The organism is Ulvibacter sp. 2210JD10-4, from assembly GCF_058148525.1.
Genome location: NZ_JBYVJZ010000005.1, coordinates 157,040 through 172,784 on the forward strand (window position 1 = coordinate 157,040; position 15,745 = coordinate 172,784).

The 15,745-nt window shown below is 36.5% G+C and carries 17 protein-coding genes and 1 tRNA gene; 12 read left to right on the forward strand and 6 right to left on the reverse strand.

Annotation, left to right across the window (positions count from 1 at the left end; all coding sequences use genetic code 11):
* Together ACY2RT_RS12535 and ribB are read left to right on the forward strand one after the other, a co-directional pair.
* The gene (locus tag ACY2RT_RS12535; RefSeq protein ID WP_490156265.1) at window positions 1-1,452 is read left to right on the forward strand and encodes an LptF/LptG family permease; all 1,452 of its coding nucleotides are present in this window, start codon (window positions 1-3) and stop codon (window positions 1,450-1,452) included.
* A 52-nt stretch (window positions 1,453-1,504) separates the two neighbouring features.
* The gene (gene ribB, locus ACY2RT_RS12540) at window positions 1,505-2,632 is read left to right on the forward strand and encodes a 3,4-dihydroxy-2-butanone-4-phosphate synthase (RefSeq protein WP_490156266.1); all 1,128 of its coding nucleotides are present in this window, start codon (window positions 1,505-1,507) and stop codon (window positions 2,630-2,632) included.
* Here ribB and ACY2RT_RS12545 read toward each other — a convergent pair.
* Together ACY2RT_RS12545 and ACY2RT_RS12550 are read right to left on the reverse strand one after the other, a co-directional pair.
* Window positions 2,622-3,821: a DegT/DnrJ/EryC1/StrS family aminotransferase gene (locus ACY2RT_RS12545; RefSeq protein ID WP_490156267.1), complete on the reverse strand. Its 1,200-nt coding sequence runs from the start codon at window positions 3,819-3,821 to the stop codon at window positions 2,622-2,624. The two genes, ribB and ACY2RT_RS12545, sit on opposite strands and share 11 nt — an antisense overlap.
* 68 nt (window positions 3,822-3,889) lie before the next feature.
* A complete protein-coding gene (locus tag ACY2RT_RS12550) occupies window positions 3,890-4,528 on the reverse strand; it encodes an NAD(P)H-dependent oxidoreductase (protein ID WP_490156268.1) in 639 nt (212 codons plus the stop codon).
* A 92-nt stretch (window positions 4,529-4,620) separates the two neighbouring features.
* Between ACY2RT_RS12550 and ACY2RT_RS12555 the strand changes: the two genes are divergently transcribed.
* The gene (locus ACY2RT_RS12555) at window positions 4,621-5,007 is read left to right on the forward strand and encodes an acyl-CoA thioesterase (protein ID WP_490156269.1); all 387 of its coding nucleotides are present in this window, start codon (window positions 4,621-4,623) and stop codon (window positions 5,005-5,007) included.
* On the opposite strand, the gene ACY2RT_RS12560 is transcribed toward ACY2RT_RS12555, so the two are convergent.
* A complete protein-coding gene (locus ACY2RT_RS12560; protein ID WP_490156270.1) occupies window positions 5,004-5,756 on the reverse strand; it encodes a sulfite exporter TauE/SafE family protein in 753 nt (250 codons plus the stop codon). The two genes, ACY2RT_RS12555 and ACY2RT_RS12560, sit on opposite strands and share 4 nt — an antisense overlap.
* Window positions 5,757-5,879: 123 nt before the next feature.
* Between ACY2RT_RS12560 and ACY2RT_RS12565 the strand changes: the two genes are divergently transcribed.
* From ACY2RT_RS12565 to ACY2RT_RS12605, 9 genes are all read left to right on the forward strand, one after another.
* Window positions 5,880-5,964 (forward strand) — tRNA-Ser (locus tag ACY2RT_RS12565).
* Window positions 5,965-6,202: 238 nt separating this feature from the next.
* Window positions 6,203-7,441 (forward strand): site-specific integrase, encoded by a 1,239-nt coding sequence (locus ACY2RT_RS12570; RefSeq protein WP_490156271.1) that lies wholly within the window; start codon window positions 6,203-6,205, stop codon window positions 7,439-7,441.
* Between the two features lie 47 nt (window positions 7,442-7,488).
* A complete protein-coding gene (locus ACY2RT_RS12575; RefSeq protein ID WP_490156272.1) occupies window positions 7,489-7,977 on the forward strand; it encodes an asparaginase domain-containing protein in 489 nt (162 codons plus the stop codon).
* Between the two features lie 5 nt (window positions 7,978-7,982).
* Window positions 7,983-8,894, forward strand: coding sequence for a response regulator transcription factor (locus ACY2RT_RS12580; protein ID WP_490156273.1), 912 nt, complete (start codon window positions 7,983-7,985; stop codon window positions 8,892-8,894).
* Window positions 8,895-9,088: 194 nt separating this feature from the next.
* Window positions 9,089-9,958: an RteC domain-containing protein gene (locus ACY2RT_RS12585; RefSeq protein ID WP_490156274.1), complete on the forward strand. Its 870-nt coding sequence runs from the start codon at window positions 9,089-9,091 to the stop codon at window positions 9,956-9,958.
* Window positions 9,959-10,217: 259 nt separating this feature from the next.
* Window positions 10,218-10,499: a helix-turn-helix domain-containing protein gene (locus tag ACY2RT_RS12590; protein ID WP_490156275.1), complete on the forward strand. Its 282-nt coding sequence runs from the start codon at window positions 10,218-10,220 to the stop codon at window positions 10,497-10,499.
* A gap of 6 nt (window positions 10,500-10,505) precedes the next feature.
* Window positions 10,506-11,153, forward strand: coding sequence for a hypothetical protein (locus ACY2RT_RS12595; RefSeq protein WP_490156276.1), 648 nt, complete (start codon window positions 10,506-10,508; stop codon window positions 11,151-11,153).
* Window positions 11,137-11,793 carry an ATPase gene (locus ACY2RT_RS12600; protein WP_490156277.1) on the forward strand — a complete coding sequence of 219 codons (657 nt, stop codon included), beginning with the start codon at window positions 11,137-11,139 and terminating at the stop codon, window positions 11,791-11,793. The genes ACY2RT_RS12595 and ACY2RT_RS12600 overlap by 17 nt, the downstream gene beginning before the upstream one ends.
* Before the next feature lie 2 nt (window positions 11,794-11,795).
* Entirely contained in the window at window positions 11,796-12,911 is a 1,116-nt protein-coding gene (locus ACY2RT_RS12605) for a hypothetical protein (RefSeq protein WP_490156278.1), read from the forward strand.
* 382 nt (window positions 12,912-13,293) lie between these two features.
* On the opposite strand, the gene ACY2RT_RS12610 is transcribed toward ACY2RT_RS12605, so the two are convergent.
* From ACY2RT_RS12610 to ACY2RT_RS12620, 3 genes are read right to left on the reverse strand one after another with little or no spacing between them, the layout of a single operon-like run.
* The gene (locus ACY2RT_RS12610) at window positions 13,294-13,905 is read right to left on the reverse strand and encodes a uracil-DNA glycosylase family protein (protein ID WP_490156279.1); all 612 of its coding nucleotides are present in this window, start codon (window positions 13,903-13,905) and stop codon (window positions 13,294-13,296) included.
* Window positions 13,880-15,262 (reverse strand): B12-binding domain-containing radical SAM protein, encoded by a 1,383-nt coding sequence (locus ACY2RT_RS12615; protein ID WP_490156280.1) that lies wholly within the window; start codon window positions 15,260-15,262, stop codon window positions 13,880-13,882. The genes ACY2RT_RS12610 and ACY2RT_RS12615 overlap by 26 nt, the downstream gene beginning before the upstream one ends.
* Window positions 15,225-15,689, reverse strand: a complete 465-nt coding sequence (locus ACY2RT_RS12620; RefSeq protein WP_490156281.1) for a PIN domain-containing protein — start codon at window positions 15,687-15,689, stop codon at window positions 15,225-15,227. Before ACY2RT_RS12620 ends, ACY2RT_RS12615 begins: the two co-directional genes overlap by 38 nt.
* Window positions 15,690-15,745: the final 56 nt, after the last annotated feature.

Here is a 15,745-nt window from a genome sequence, read left to right on the forward strand (position 1 = left end):
GTGAAAATACTGGACCGATACATATTAATTACATATTTGAAGACGTTCTTTAGCGTCTTCATTATTTTAATGTTCATATTCGTATTACAGACCATCTGGCTGTATATCAGTGAACTTGCAGGAAAAGATCTGGATGTATGGATAGTGCTCAAGTTCTTGTGGTATGTATCTCCACGCCTCATTCCTTTGGTGTTACCGCTTACCATTCTGGTGACTTCTTTGATGGTTTTTGGAAATTTTGCTGAAAAATATGAATTCGCTGCCATGAAATCCACAGGAATTTCATTGCAACGTGCTATGCGTAGCCTGACGGTTTTTATAATTGGACTTGCCGGTGTAGCCTTTCTTTTTGCCAATAATGTAATTCCTTATTCCGAATATAAATGGCAAAATCTTCGTCGTAACATTGCACAGGTAAGCCCTTCTATGGTTATTGCCGAAGGACAATTTAGCCAGGTAGGTGATGACTTTAATATTAAAGTGGAAGAAAAAAGTGGTGACCGCGATCAATATTTAAAAAATGTGGTCATTCACAAAAAAAATCCTGAAAAACCCAATGGAAATTATACCGTCATAATTGCAGACAATGGAGAGCTTGCCAGTGAAGAAGGCAGTAACACACTTTCATTGATTTTGAATGACGGGTATTATTATGATGAAATTCAAGTTAAGAATGTAAAAAAACAAAAACGCAAACCCTTTGCCAAAAGTAGCTTTGAAACCTATACCATTAATATAGATCTAACAGAATTTAACAATACCGATATCGAAAAAGAGAACCAGTTAAACAACCACAATATGTATAAAATAAGTGAGCTTTTTGTGGAAATTGACTCGTTATCAATTAGTTACTCTAAGAGTATCAATAAATTCTCTGAAACAATGTTTTTCCGTACCGGAATCTCAAAATTCAATATCCCGGCAAAAACCAAACCCGACACTATCATCACAGTAGATGATATTTTTGAGGTCTACCAGCCAGAGCAAAAAAGTGAGATTCTTTCTCTGGCATTAACCAATGTAAGGGGTACAATGCAATCTATAAAAGCTAAAAAAAGAGAATACCAGATCAAGACCAAACAACTCAACAAACACGAGATCGCCTTACACGAAAAATATGTACTCGCAATTGCGTGTATTATCCTGTTTTTTGTAGGAGCTCCATTAGGAGCTATTATTAGAAAAGGAGGAATGGGACTGCCTATGGTGGTTGCTGTATTACTATTTTTAACCTATCATTTTATTGGCATTTTTGCAAAGAACAGTGCAGAAGATGGTACGATGCACCCTTTCATTGCAAGTTGGCTAAGTACGGTAATTATGCTTCCGCTGAGTATTTGGCTTACCTACCGGGCTACAACAGATCAGGGCATTTTTGATATTGATTCTTTTTTACAGAAAATTACAAGGTTATTTAAAAAGAAAGAAGAGGCCTCAGAAAAAGAATTATAGATTTCAATATCTTTGCAACACAATTTTTGCTATGATCACTACTGAAAAAAATATGTCAATACAACTCAATACGATTTCCGAAGCCATAGAAGATATCAAGAATGGTAAAATTATTATTGTTGTAGACGATGAAAATCGTGAAAATGAAGGAGATTTTATAGCTGCTGCCGAAAGGGTAACACCTGAAATGATCAACTTCATGGCTTCGAATGGTCGCGGACTTATTTGTGCTCCTCTTACTGAAGAACGTTGTAAGGAGCTCGACCTAAATATGATGGTCGAGAACAATACGGTATTGCACCATACACAATTTACTGTTTCTGTAGATCTAATTGGTCATGGTTGTACCACAGGAATTTCGGTACACGATCGTGCCAAAACCATCCAGGCGTTGGTAAATGAAGATACCAAACCAAACGATCTGGGACGCCCCGGCCACATATTTCCATTACGCGCCAAAGAGGGCGGTGTATTACGCCGTACAGGCCATACAGAAGCAGCTATCGACCTTGCGAGGCTTGCCGGACTACAACCCGCAGGGATTTTAGTTGAGATCTTAAATGAAGACGGAACAATGGCGCGTTTACCCCAATTGATAGAAGTTGCGAAAAAATTTGATTTAAAATTAATCTCCATTGAAGACCTTGTGGCTTATCGTATGGAACACGATTCCCTAATTGAAAAAGAAGAGGACTTTTCTATCAATACCAAGTTTGGTACTTATAGACTGCGTGCCTACAAACAAACCACCAACGATCAAATTCATATAGCACTTACTAAAGGAGAGTGGTCTGTTGACGAGCCCGTGATGGTTCGTATAAATGCTACACTGGTGAATAATGATATTTTAGGTACTCTCACCAGTTATGCTGAGCAAAAGTTAGACGATATGTTTAACGTGATCAACAAAGAAGGAAAAGGAGCAATCGTATTTATCAATCAACAAAGTCAATCATTGAATTTACTGAAGCGCCTGGGAAAACTGCGTGATTCTCAAAAAGAAGGTGAAATTGCTAAAGCCCCGCGTATTACCATGGACAGTAAAGATTTTGGAATTGGCGCACAAATACTACATAATCTGGGTATTCACAAAATACGGTTGGTATCCAACAGCGAACAAACCAAACGTGTGGGAATGATTGGTTACGGATTGGAAATTACTGAATATATTAACTATTAAGTACACCTAAAATTGCTTGTCGCATAGCTTCGGCACGTTCGTTTACTTCTGCTTCGGTCCAGCCAATTTTTACCAATGAAGAAATCGTACGGCTCAACCATGCATCACTTTTTGAAAAGTCTGCCGAATTTAAATCCTGAATCTGGTTTTGAATTTCGGCTGGTAAACGTCCTAACGACTTTAAATTCCGAAGGTGTTCCCACCCATTGATATAATGCCAGTTATTGGTATACCAATAAAAACAGGCATCTACTCCGGCTTCAGATAATGCTTTGTGTGCCTTTTTTGCTAATTCTTCATCAGGAAGGTAGAAATTTAAAAACGAATAATTCTCTTCACCTCCTTCAGGGACTCTTCTAAACGTAACTCCATCAATAGTTTCCAGCGCTTTTCGGAAAATGGTATAGTTTTTTTTCTGAAGTTTTAAAATTCCATCAAGCTTATCCAGTTGTGCGACACCTACTGCAGCATTCAATTCGGATATTCTGAAATTATAACCTAATGTGGGATGTGTTTCTGCTCCACGGTCGTTCCCAATATGATCATGCCCATGATCTTGAAACTGATCTGCATTTACAGAATAGGCTTCATTATTTGTAATAACACCACCACCTTCTCCGCAAGTGATCGTTTTTACAAAATCGAAAGAGAAACAACCTAAATCGCCATAACTTCCTAATGGTTTACCTTCATAGGTCCCACCAATAGCCTGACAGGCATCTTCTAACAACACAAGGTCATTGTTATCGCATATGGTTTTCAAGGCACGTAGATTGGCCATAGAACCGCACATATGTACCGGCATCACACAGCGCGTTTTAGGGGTAATGGCTGCTTCTACAGCATTTGGATCCAATGTAAGAGTATCATCTATATCCACCAGAACAGGAACTGCCCCCAGCATCATAATAGATTCAAAACTTGCTACAAAAGTAAATGTCGGCATGATCACTTCATCTCCTGCCCCTATTCCGGCAGCAGCCAAGGCTACTGTCAGGGCAGATGTTCCGCTGGACACAAGCTGACAGTATTTTGACCCCATTCTTTTGGCAAATGCAGTTTCAAATTCTTTAGCTTTCCAGTGACCGTTACGCATTCCGTCGAAACCATAACGCATCAACACACCATTTTCTAAAACATCACTTACTTGTTTGCGTTCTTCAGCGCCAAAAACTTCAAATCCGGGCATAGTATTTTATTTATTCATATTATTTATAGTCACTAGATGACAGGCAAAGATAATGGTTGCGCAAAGACTTAACTTACTTCAATTACTACTTCTTCTACCCCGCGACGTACTTTTTTCAGGGAGGCAAACATATCGTCTTCGGCGCGATAACCTACAGGAAGTACCAATACCGACCTAAGGCCTATAGCGTCCAGTTGTAATAGCTCATCATATTTTTTAGGTTCAAAGCCTTCAATAGGACAGGCATCAATTCCTTCTAATGCACAAACAGTAAGTAAATTCCCCATCGCCAGATAGGCTTGTTTCTGCATCCAGATCTCTATGGTAGCAGAGGGTTTTTCGGAAAACTCATCTACTAAATATGTTTCAAAAGGTTCCAGAATAGCGCGAGGTGTATTTCTGGTCTTCTCCACTCTGTCAAAATACTTTTTAATGTAATCACCGGTTAATTGAGTTTCAATACAAAAAACCAGCACATGAGAGGCATCCCTCACTTGTTCCTGATCCATAGTAACGGACACCAGCTTTTCTTTGACTTGTGAATTACTTATTACCAACATCTTTAACGGTTGTAAGCCATATGAAGTTGCTGTTAAATTAAAACACTCTTTTAAAATGTTGAGCTTTTCTTCGGAAAGTATTTTAGAAGGATCAAACTTTTTGGTTGCATACCTCCATTGTAATTGTTTGATTATTTTTGAAGCCATTTCTCTATCTTTGAATTGCAAATTTAGCAATCCTTAAAAGATAAAAGTGCTTTAATAGATAAGTTAATCCTATTGTGTAAAAATCAAAACCTATGTCCGATATAGAAATTTTAAAAGACCGAAGCGAAACCCGAATCTTTAAAGCGGTCTTTCCTAATACTACCAACCACTACGACACTTTATTTGGCGGTACCACATTACACTTAATGGACGAAGCTTCCTTTATTTGTGCCACGCGTTTCAGCAGAAAAAAAGTAGTTACAGTGTCTACCGACAGGATTGATTTTAGCACCCCCATTCCACAAGGAACCATTGTGGAGTTAATAGCACGCGTAGATAAAGTTGGCCGTAGTAGCTGTGTGGTAAAAACTGAAATCTTTATGGAAGATATGTATAGTTACAAACGTGAAAAAGTGGTAACCGGCTATTTTACTTTTGTTGCTGTTGGAGAAGATAAAAAGCCTATTGCAATTCTCTAAAAGAACCAGAGTTTCACAGCCATAACTGCGACCATAATTATTAAGAACAGCTTAATAAATTTATCTCCTTTCCTTACCGAAACCCTACTTGATATCCAGGCTCCGGAGGCATTTCCTATGGCTAACACTAACCCTACTTTCCAGTTCACTTTATCATTAAGTGCAAAGACCAACAGCGCAGATAACATATAAGTAAAAACTACTGCGACTTTGGTTGCATTGGCACGTACTAAGCTCATATGGTTAAAATAATGAAGGAACAGGATTATAATAAACCCTAGACCTGCATTAATAAAACCGCCATAGATTCCAAAAAAGAAAAAAGCAATAATCCCTACCCAGAGATATTTTCCAGTGAGCCGTTCTTCGAAATGTTTTAAGTTTGTTCTGGGCTTAAAAATAATGATAAGGATAACTGTTATCATTATAATCGCTAAGATTCGGTTAAATAAAGCTCCATCAACATCTACGGCTATTCTCGCCCCAATGATTGCTCCAACTAAGGCAGAAATTCCAAGATAAACATTGAAGGGAAAGGTAGAAACTCCCTTGCTCTTAAATCCGGCGACTGCTGTTGCCGTTTGGATAACGATCGCTACCCTGTTGGTTCCGTTTGCTACATTGGGTGGCAGTCCCAAAAAAATTAATATGGGTAAGGAGAGCAATGAACCTCCTCCTGCAACGGTATTTATAAACCCAACGGCAAAACCAACTCCAATTAAAAGTGCATAATGGTACCATTCTTCCATTGCGCAAAAATAGTCACAAAAATGATTATATATTCACCTAAATAAAATTAATTAAAACATTCTTTTTTTTGAAAAAGCATCATATATTTGCACCCGCATTCAGGGAATACCTGATGAGACACTGGAGAAATGGCAGAGTGGTCGAATGCGGCAGTCTTGAAAACTGTTGAGGGTCACACCTCCGGGGGTTCGAATCCCTCTTTCTCCGCTTAGGAATTATCAAATTCCACCAAAAGCCTGTAAACATAATGTTTACAGGCTTTTCTAATTTTCTTCATATCCAATTAATAGCATATAATATCAAATAAAAAGTGCGGTTTTCGGTGCGGTATTTTGGTAATAAAATTACGCACCTAAATAACTGTTAAGTGTTGATATATAGGGTTTAATGTTTTGACTATCCTTCTATTTTTCTTATCTTTAAGAAGATATAAAATAACGCACCTATGCAATCTACATTCTCCACTCTTTTTTACCCCAGAGGAAACGACATTGATAAAAATGGAAATGCTCCTATTTATTTAAGAATTACTGTAAATGGTAAACGTAGCGAGTTTAGCATTAAGCGAAAAGTACCACTAGTCCGATGGAGCTCTGAAGGTGGAAAAGTTAAAGGAACGACTTCTGATGTTCGTGAGCTTAACCGATATATGGATACTATCAAGAATAGAGTGAATAAGATTCAGGAGCGACTAGCTGAAAGCGAAGAGTCTATTTCTGCAGCTAAGATTAAAAGTATTTACCTCGGGAAAGGTATTAAGCATAAAATGTTGCTAGAAATTTTTCAAAACCATAATAATAAAATAGCAAGATTAGTTGGAAAAGAATATGCTCCTGGTACCTTAGAACGTTATAAGACTGCCAAAAAACACGTTGAAAATTATATCAAATTAGAATATAATGTATCAGATATTCCAGTTAAAGATGTCGATAATAAGTTTATAACCGGATTGGAATACTATCTTAAAACAGAGCGTAAATGTGCTCACAACAGTGCAATTAAGTATGTGACTAACTTTAAAAAAATTATCCATATCGCTCTTGCAAATGATTGGATTACAAAAAATCCTTTTCTCAATTGGAAAGCGAAGCTCAAAATTGTGGAGCGAGAGTTCCTAACTGAAGAAGAAATACAAAAAATGGTCGAAAAGGAACTACACACAAATAGACTAGACCAAGTAAAAGATATCTTTTTATTCTCTTGCTTTACGGGACTTGCTTATGCAGATGTAAAAAAGCTTTCAATTAATGATATTGTCATTGGTATCGATGGTGAAAAATGGATAAAAGTGAAAAGGTCTAAGACAAATACAAGAAGTAGTATTCCATTACTTCCTACTGCAATTGCGATTATAGATAAATATAAAGAACATCCAGAAGTTTATAATAAAGGAAAAATTCTTCCTGTTTTGAGTAATCAAAAAATGAATGCTTATCTGAAGGAGATTGCTATCCTGTGTAGAATAAATAAGAACCTCACTTTCCATTTGGCCAGACATACTTTCGCAACCACAGTAACATTATCCAATGGCGTCCCTATTGAGTCAGTAAGTAAAATGCTTGGTCATAAATCGCTCAGAACTACTCAGCACTATGCGAAGATTCTGGATAGAAAAGTAAGTGATGATATGAAAGCACTGAAAGCTAAATTGGAATTGTCTATCGATAGTCAAAAATCTGTATAACTTATATCCTTTATCTTTATTGAGCTAATCACAATTTTAGTTTATTTATGATATACATACTAACTACTGGAGGTACCATAGAAGGTTTAGATTATGTTGATGGCAATGGTATTACAACTTCTGAGGTATCTCTTGATGACTTTCTTGATGATGCGAAAGTAGATTTTGATTATACTCTTGAAAGCGTATTCAAAAAAGATAGTCGTGCTATTACTGAAGTGGACAGAGAGTTACTTGTTAGTAAGATTACTGAAACAAAGGCGACCAAAGTTTTGATTACTCACGGTACTTTTACAATGGAAGATACCGCAAAATATATTGGAAAACTAAAACTAAAAAAGACTATCGTACTGGTAGGTTCCTTCATTTTAGGTTCTGAGAAAAATACCGATGCCCCATTCAACCTAGGTTATGCAATAAGCTCATTACAATTTCTAGAGCCGGACGTATATATTGCAATGAATGGTAAAATTTTTCATTGGAGTAACGTTACAAAGAATTTAGAAACCAACACATTTGAGCAGAAAGATGAATAATAGTAATGTTTGGCACAGAAATACATTGGACAACGTTCTTCTATCTTTTAATAGATACGGTCATTGTATTGTTTACTTTTTACCAATCACGAAAGCTAAATCGAAATAGCTTAAAAAGATTCCTGTACCTTGGTCTGCTATTCATTGTTTATAATGCCTCTGGGGGATTTTTACCAACAGAGAGGTTTCCTGGACCATTAATCATTCAATACATCATTACTTATAGTGTCGCTATAAGCTTATGCGTTTATATCGTTTACTATTTATACAAAGAATACGATTTTGTAGTTCTAGCATATCGCTCATCCATTAGAAATCTTACCATTATTGCGTTTGGCGGTTTTTTCGTCCTATATCTTATTCCATATATCTTCACAACATCATTGAACACCGCTAGGTTATTATACACTGTTCCAATATCCGCTGTTGCTTTCATATTCCTTGGTATATTTTACAAACGAATATCTCACCCTAAAAACCCAAACCCATTCATAGTCAGGAGAAATAAGCTATCCATTATAAGTGTCACCGCTATTGCTTTACTTCCTATTTGCACTGTAATAGGAGATTATCAATGGATAACGTTTACAGTTATGAATATTGCTTTTTATGCAATAACTATAATTGAGACAGATAGACATTTATTCTTTCTAGAAAATAAAAATAAATTGTACGAAGTTTTTCTTTTCAACAAAGGAAAAACCGAAAGCATTAATGCATCTCAAGTCATTAATGGAAATTTAACGAGACGTGAGATAGAAATCGCTATTTCAATACTAAGTAAGCTCAGTTATAGGCGCATCGCCGAGGACCTATATATAGCTGAAAGTACCGTATCAAAACACGCTTCTAACATCTTTAAAAAGACTGGAACAAAGAATAGAACAGAATTCACAAAGCGTTTTGGGTCTAAATAGAACCTCCAAAGCCCCATTAACACTTAATCCGTACATAAATACGCTGTGTTTTCCTGTTAATTTATGCTCAATAAGTTACATTTATGTATCAATATCCATACTGTATATTGATTTGCTAAAAAAGGGAAATTAGATTTTCCTAACCTACTGTGATTTTGGATTTGAATTGACACGACTTTTAACGAACTTCTAAATTGACCTCCAGTCCAGTTGGCTATACTGATGATAGGATGGTTTTGGATTTCGAACAAATAATAAACAGCTTTAAAACTGACGTTTCTAACATAGAGCAAAGTAGTACTAGTATTCTGGATTGTGCCAATAAAATCATCATACTCTCCAGGAATATTCTCAACGCATTCAAGAAGTATATTCAAAAAAATGACTTCAAGGAAATAGATGACGAAATCCATTTCTTTAAGCATACCAAACAAATACCCTTAATTCCTTTAATTTACTATTCAGAAATCCGCTCTTTTGAGCTTCAATTTCCTAAAGTGAATCGCAAAACTCAAGAGAAATTTGTCGGTGCGAAAATGGAAAAGTTGAATCGTTTCTTCTCCCACAATCTTGATTTTGTTCAATATGCAGATAACAGCCTAACTCATTTTGACCTACAATTTTACACGAGAAATTTTCTAGACTTCTATCATATTACTTCTTCAGATTTTTATTTTCAAGACCCCGAATTTTCGACTTCTCGCGATATGCTACTTGGAAAAGTAAGCGCCAACAAGAAGCTTATTGTATATCTTCAGAAAAGACTAGCTCGACCAGAACAAAATAACTTAAATGGATATAGCACACACAAGCCCTTGAAGTGGACGGCTTCTAAAACAGGATTGACAGAATTAATCTATGCACTTCATAGTAATCGCGTGCTTAATAATGGCAATGTTGAGATTAAAGAAATCGTAGCCTCCCTTCAAAAAGTAATTCAATTCGATTTAGGTGACTTCTACAAAATCTACTCAGAAATTAAGTCCCGCAAAATCAGCCGTACAAAATTCTTGGATGACCTTTCCGCTGGTCTTATCACGCAGATGAACAACTCCGAAGAATAGCCAAATTTTAACCCGACTCCGGTTCACCTCCTGCTTTTTAGCTTTTCTATCAGTTTTTAGGATTCCGCCTTCGCGAAAGCGTACTCATTCCTCGCAAATCCTATCAAATCGCACCAAATTTCAAGATGTTAAATTTTCACCGTAGTCGGGTGCTACTGGTGAACAAATCTTGTCAAATCCTGCCAATTTTGTCGAACGATATGCAAAACGCATCAACTAGCCATAAGTGCTATTTGCTTAATAATAAACACGTTCGATTATGCCAACAAGTATAATTACCACAGACGACCTCATTGATTTTAAACTGGATTTACTCAATGAAATAAAGAAACTACTTCAGAAACATTCCAGTAGTGGACTCAAGAAATATCTAAAATCCTCTGAAGTGATGGACTTGCTCCAGATTAGTCCGGGCACACTTCAAAATCTTCGCATCAATGGTACACTTCCTTACACTAAAATGGGTGGCATCATCTACTACGAAGCCGATGAAATCCAAAAGGTAATGACTGCAAATCGTGTTCAACATAAAATCGATTAAAGATGTATGAATTACATAAAGCATCTCAACGCCGCTTTCCAGAAATTCATACAGGATTCAAGGCTCAACCCTACGCACATCAGTCTATATGTTGCGCTATTTCAATTCTGGAATATCAGCCGTTTTGCAGACTGTTTCTACATCAATCGTCAGGAAGTAATGCAGCTTTCAAAAATTGGCTCAAAGGCTACATACCATCGCTGCTTACAGCAATTAGACACTTGGGAGTACATAAAATACTTGCCCTCGCACAACCCATTTAAAGGCAGCCAGGTCAAGATGCTCATTTTTGATACAACCTCTAAACTAGCTGTGCACCACTATGAAACAAGTGATGAACAAGCACAGGTATCTAATACAAACAATAATCAAACTATAGAAAACAGTAAACAAACTAAGCTACCAAAAAATGAAATGGAAGTCATTGACTTTTTTAAATCGAAAGAATGGTCCGCTACAGAAGCCTTGAAGTTTTACAACCACTACCAAGCCATAGGCTGGAAAATTCGTGGCAAAATAAAAATTGTGGATTGGCGAGCGTCAGCAGGCAATTGGGTACTAAAAGCAGATGCCATTGAAAACGAAAAAGAACTGTCTCAAAATAAGGACAACTTAAGAACTACTAAAGTGAAAGATTATGGTCAACCCCTCTAAAATAACCGAAGGTGGTATTGAATATTCGATAGGCACATTTGATGGGAAAAGCGTAGAGTACGATTTCCAAAAAATCCTCGTCTATCTCGATGCTAAAGGCAAGCTACTTTTCGGCAAGCACTTTAAAATTTATGATGACGACCGTGATATCATTCTGAAGCTCTGTAACTACTTTGTAAAGGATAAAAGAGCCTGTGAGGCCAACGAAATAGACCTGGACAAAGGTATTTTACTTTCTGGTCCTGTGGGTTGCGGTAAAACGAGCCTTATGCAACTATTAAAGCATCTTGTTCCGCACCAGCGACCGTATAGCCTTATTCCATCCCGAAACATTGTCTTTGCCTTCAACCATCTTGGTTATAAAACCATTGAAGATTACGGTAATGGCTCATTTTTCTGTTTTGATGATTTGGGTGTAGAGCCCATAGGCAGACATTACGGTAAAGATTGCAATGTGATGGGCGAAGTCATTCTCTCTCGCTACGAGCTGTTCATCTCAACCAACATAAAAACCCACGCCACCACAAACCTTAATGCGCAGGAACTGGAAGACCTCTATGGAAATCGAGTGCGAAGCCGTATGCGCCAATTGTTCAATCTCATCGCATTCCACAAAAATGCGAATGATAAAAGAAAGTAATTATGAAAATAGCCACGTACAATATTCAGAACCTTTTCCATAGAGATAAGAGCCTTGTGAAACAATCCATAAGCAAATCAATGAGCGATTGGATAACCGAACTTGATACGCTTATGCGAAAACCAACTACTAACGTACCAGAACAAGACCGTATACGAGAATTATCATTCTTGATTGGGTTTGAAAAAACAAGTCAAAGACCATATGCCGTAATGCGAAGAAAAGCAGGATTGCTATATATGAAAGGCATACACCACTCCGTTGAAACCAAAGCCAGTGACCTCACCAACTGGAACGGTTGGATAGCATTACAGACACTACCGATAAAACCATTAGCAACCAAACATAAAGCCCAGGTTATTGCCGATGTAAATGCAGATATTTTGTTATTACACGAAGTGGAAGACCGCTCTTCTCTTGAAGAGTTTAATCAGATAGTGCTACCAGAATTGAAATGCAAGCCTTATGTCCAGTCTTTCGTCATACAAAGCAATGATATGAAAGGATTTGAAACGGCAATTCTACTGCGAGATGGCTATCACCTGCAAAGTGTAAAAACGCATCTGATAGGCGGTTATAGCGATGCCTTTCAACATCTTTTAGAATTTGAAATCACTACACCCAGCGCCCAAAAAATTTGGGTATTAGGCATTTATTTAGCCAAGCAAGATGTTGATGTCAAAACTGCAGATGTTATTAGAAAAAGTCAAGTCAAGAACATTGCTAGTATTTATGAAAAGTTGATTACGGAAGGCAAGAAAAATATCATCATCACCGGAACATTCAATGCCCCATCTTATTGCGATTCGTTGTCACCATTAATCCAACAAACAGATGTAAAAGACATTACGAAGCACCTCTCTTTTGAGGTGGATATAGACAAAGGAGATGATGCTACCTACTTTAGATTGGGGGCGTATCGCTTAGGCGTAAACATAAAGCAAAAAGACTATATGCTGCTATCACCGGCACTTTACAAAAAAATGAAGGACAGTGGTCTTAACCGCAAAGCGGTTTGGCCAGTAAAACGACCGCAATGGACTATTTATAAAAGCATTACTAACAAAACTCTGGCAGCTAGCGAGCATCCCGTGGTTTGGGGGAAGATGGATATTTAGATTATGTAACTGACTAAAATTGTATTACATTTATTTCCGTATTACTGCAATTTGTATAACAAGCTAGGCTTCATAGAATCTTTGGATTCATTGCAGATTCATACAATTATTGTTGTTGTTCTGTCAGAAATTTTTATTAACACGTTTAAAATTAAGAGTATGAAAGAATTAATTTACAAAGTAAGTGTTCATCTTGTGATTTCGTTTTTATTAACTGCACTAGAGAACTTCTTACCACTCATTGGATGGCAGACCATCAATACCGACAGATTCTGTGCAATAAGTGATTGTTTGTTTTTCTCTAAAATATGAAGTCAATAGGGTGGCTAGGTTCGACTCCTTGGTCTGTCACTAAAACCGCAAGAAATTGCGGTTTTCTTTTTTAGATTACTTTATCCAAAACAGTCTCGCAAACCAAATTAGCAGATATTACAGCCTGTATTCCATCGATGTATTTATCGATAGATTTTCTTTTATAGACTAACATATAAGATGGGTGATGAATAGGAACAAATGTTGTTTCTCCTACCTTGTATTCTCTATACGAAAAATCAGAGCCTAATCCTCCTAATTTAATGCCGTACTTTTTTAAAGTAAATTCAGCCACCAATCTTCCAAGTAAGAAAACAATCTTAGGTTGGTAGGTATTGATTTCGGTTTCCAAATTTGGATAACATTTATTCATTTCAATACGCTCGGGATACCTAATCTTTTTTTGATTAAGAGGTAGGCATTTCACTAAATTCGTTTTAAAAAAAGAGATATTCTCATTTGATGCCAATTCCACGTCCTGGATTAATTTTCCGGATTTTGTTGAAGGTGATAGCGGAATTTTATGCTCTTCATTATCATCGATTTGAACAGCAGATAATCCTACCCAGAAAACATCTGCTTGGTTTTTATTATCACTTATCGGGAATTGATTGATGTAAAGTCCGCAAGACCTACACTGGCTTGACTTTTTAGGGTTAATTAATGTTTTGCAGACTTTCAAATAGTTCGGTAGAGTTAAGATTGGTTGTTTTACAAATATAGGAATGTAAAATTTCCAAACCAACTTTTGAGTAATTACCGCTATGAAAATTGTATTGCAGCCTTTGAACTAGTCCAGATAATTTATCATCTGGGACTATGTTAGTAATTTCTTGAGGCCTATGTCCCTCGTGTACAAGAGCATCGAATAAATTTGTTCCGTGATAAGGGCGATACTGAAAAACCGAGGTTCTAAAGTGAGTATTATTTTTCTTGGCGACCTCGGATAATTTAAATGCTAGGTCATAGGTTTTTTCCATATCTATTTCAGTTTCATCAGGAAATCCGTATATAAAATATGCTTTTATAGCTATGCCAGCCTTTAATACATTAGAAAGGTTGTTTAATATAATATCAACATTACTTGTTTTATTGATTGACTTTAAAATTTTTGGAGAACCTGATTCAATACCTATGAAAAGTTCTTTACAACCACTCTCTTTTAACCTTACAATTTCTTCCAGCGGAACTTTTTTAAAAGTTTGTACGTGAGCCATAGAACGCCAAGTGAAATCAAAAGGTTCAAAAACGTCTATTGCATAATCGATATGCCGCTTGGTCTTTAAAAACAAGTCATCCAATACTCTTATCGAATTTACAGCTGGGAAGGTATTTTTTATTTCTTCTAATTCTTTTTGAACAGATTCTACGGAACGCTCTCTAATTCCAAACTCCTTGTTTTGTGAAAAAGCAGCTGCACAAAAAGCGCAATTAAATATGCATCCTCGGCTGGTTACAATATTAGCTTCGTTAAACCCTAAAGGATGTCTGATAGGTTCATTGAAAAAGAAAGTTCTATCAAGGCTCAAGCTGTTAATGCTCTTTACATAATACTCCGAACCAGTATCTACTTGGTAAAATCTCCGATTGCTAGTTGAATCTTTAGGTAATTGGTTAACGCAATTTCTAATTATATCCAATACTATATATTCACCATCTCCAGTAACAATATCGATTTCATTATCAGACTGCCAATTAAAAATATTCTTGTATAGTTCCTTGGTTGACAAGCCACCTATGATTATATGCGTTCTGATGGATAACGACTCTATCAGTTCCTTGACAAGCTCATAATTTGTAGTAAAAATATTGACTCCAATAAAATCCGGTTCTAACCTATTAACATTATCAATAAGTTCCTGAAGTGGTGTCCTATTTGCTATAGTATCTATCAAAGAGACTTTAACATCGTTCTCCTTCAAATGCGTAGCGATGTAACCAAGTCCTAATGGAGGCAATGAATCTTCATCATAACGTAGATTCAAATCTTTAAATAGGGGACTATTTATTAATATGATATGTGGTCTCTTCTTCTTCAATTCTTTTAATGGTAGTAAAACATATTTCTGAAGAAATACGTCTGTTAATTTGCATTAGCTCCTTAATTTTTTTGACGGCGGTTTCTATTGTTATTGCTCGATTATAATGAAGCGCTTCTACTGCCCATAAAGTTCCGTGCACCGAACTCCCCTCAATTATCGCGGCTTTTCTTAATAATTTATCTGCCGTCACCAGCATTACCTCTTTTCTCAGAGCTACTTCTAGAACACTTGCATCGGCATAACTAATACCATTATACTTAGCCTGTAACGCCATAACATCAAGTAAAGTGCCTTTATCTTCTATAGTGATTGAACCTTGATAAACACATTTTTCTAATTCTTCCTTTTGGTGCTTATCTGTAATTTCTGATATAACAGCACTCGTTGTAATAACATCATAATGGAGTGTTAGAAAGGGTGTCAACAGATTCAATTCCATCAAGTCAATTAAGATGCAGGCATCTTTCACTAATATTTGAT

Bases quoted from the DNA above. Each gene is read 5' to 3' on its own strand.
- ACY2RT_RS12575 (WP_490156272.1), top strand. From the start codon at position 7,489: ATGATATACATACTAACTACTGGAGGTACCATAGAAGGTTTAGATTAT.
- ribB (WP_490156266.1), top strand. From the start codon at position 1,505: ATGTCAATACAACTCAATACGATTTCCGAAGCCATAGAAGATATCAAG.
- ACY2RT_RS12605 (WP_490156278.1), top strand. From the start codon at position 11,796: ATGAAAATAGCCACGTACAATATTCAGAACCTTTTCCATAGAGATAAG.
- ACY2RT_RS12570 (WP_490156271.1), top strand. From the start codon at position 6,203: ATGCAATCTACATTCTCCACTCTTTTTTACCCCAGAGGAAACGACATT.
- ACY2RT_RS12560 (WP_490156270.1), bottom strand. From the start codon at position 5,756: ATGGAAGAATGGTACCATTATGCACTTTTAATTGGAGTTGGTTTTGCC.
- ACY2RT_RS12545 (WP_490156267.1), bottom strand. From the start codon at position 3,821: ATGCCCGGATTTGAAGTTTTTGGCGCTGAAGAACGCAAACAAGTAAGT.
- ACY2RT_RS12595 (WP_490156276.1), top strand. From the start codon at position 10,506: ATGAATTACATAAAGCATCTCAACGCCGCTTTCCAGAAATTCATACAG.
- ACY2RT_RS12555 (WP_490156269.1), top strand. From the start codon at position 4,621: ATGTCCGATATAGAAATTTTAAAAGACCGAAGCGAAACCCGAATCTTT.
- ACY2RT_RS12580 (WP_490156273.1), top strand. From the start codon at position 7,983: ATGTTTGGCACAGAAATACATTGGACAACGTTCTTCTATCTTTTAATA.
- ACY2RT_RS12590 (WP_490156275.1), top strand. From the start codon at position 10,218: ATGCCAACAAGTATAATTACCACAGACGACCTCATTGATTTTAAACTG.
- ACY2RT_RS12600 (WP_490156277.1), top strand. From the start codon at position 11,137: ATGGTCAACCCCTCTAAAATAACCGAAGGTGGTATTGAATATTCGATA.
- ACY2RT_RS12550 (WP_490156268.1), bottom strand. From the start codon at position 4,528: ATGGCTTCAAAAATAATCAAACAATTACAATGGAGGTATGCAACCAAA.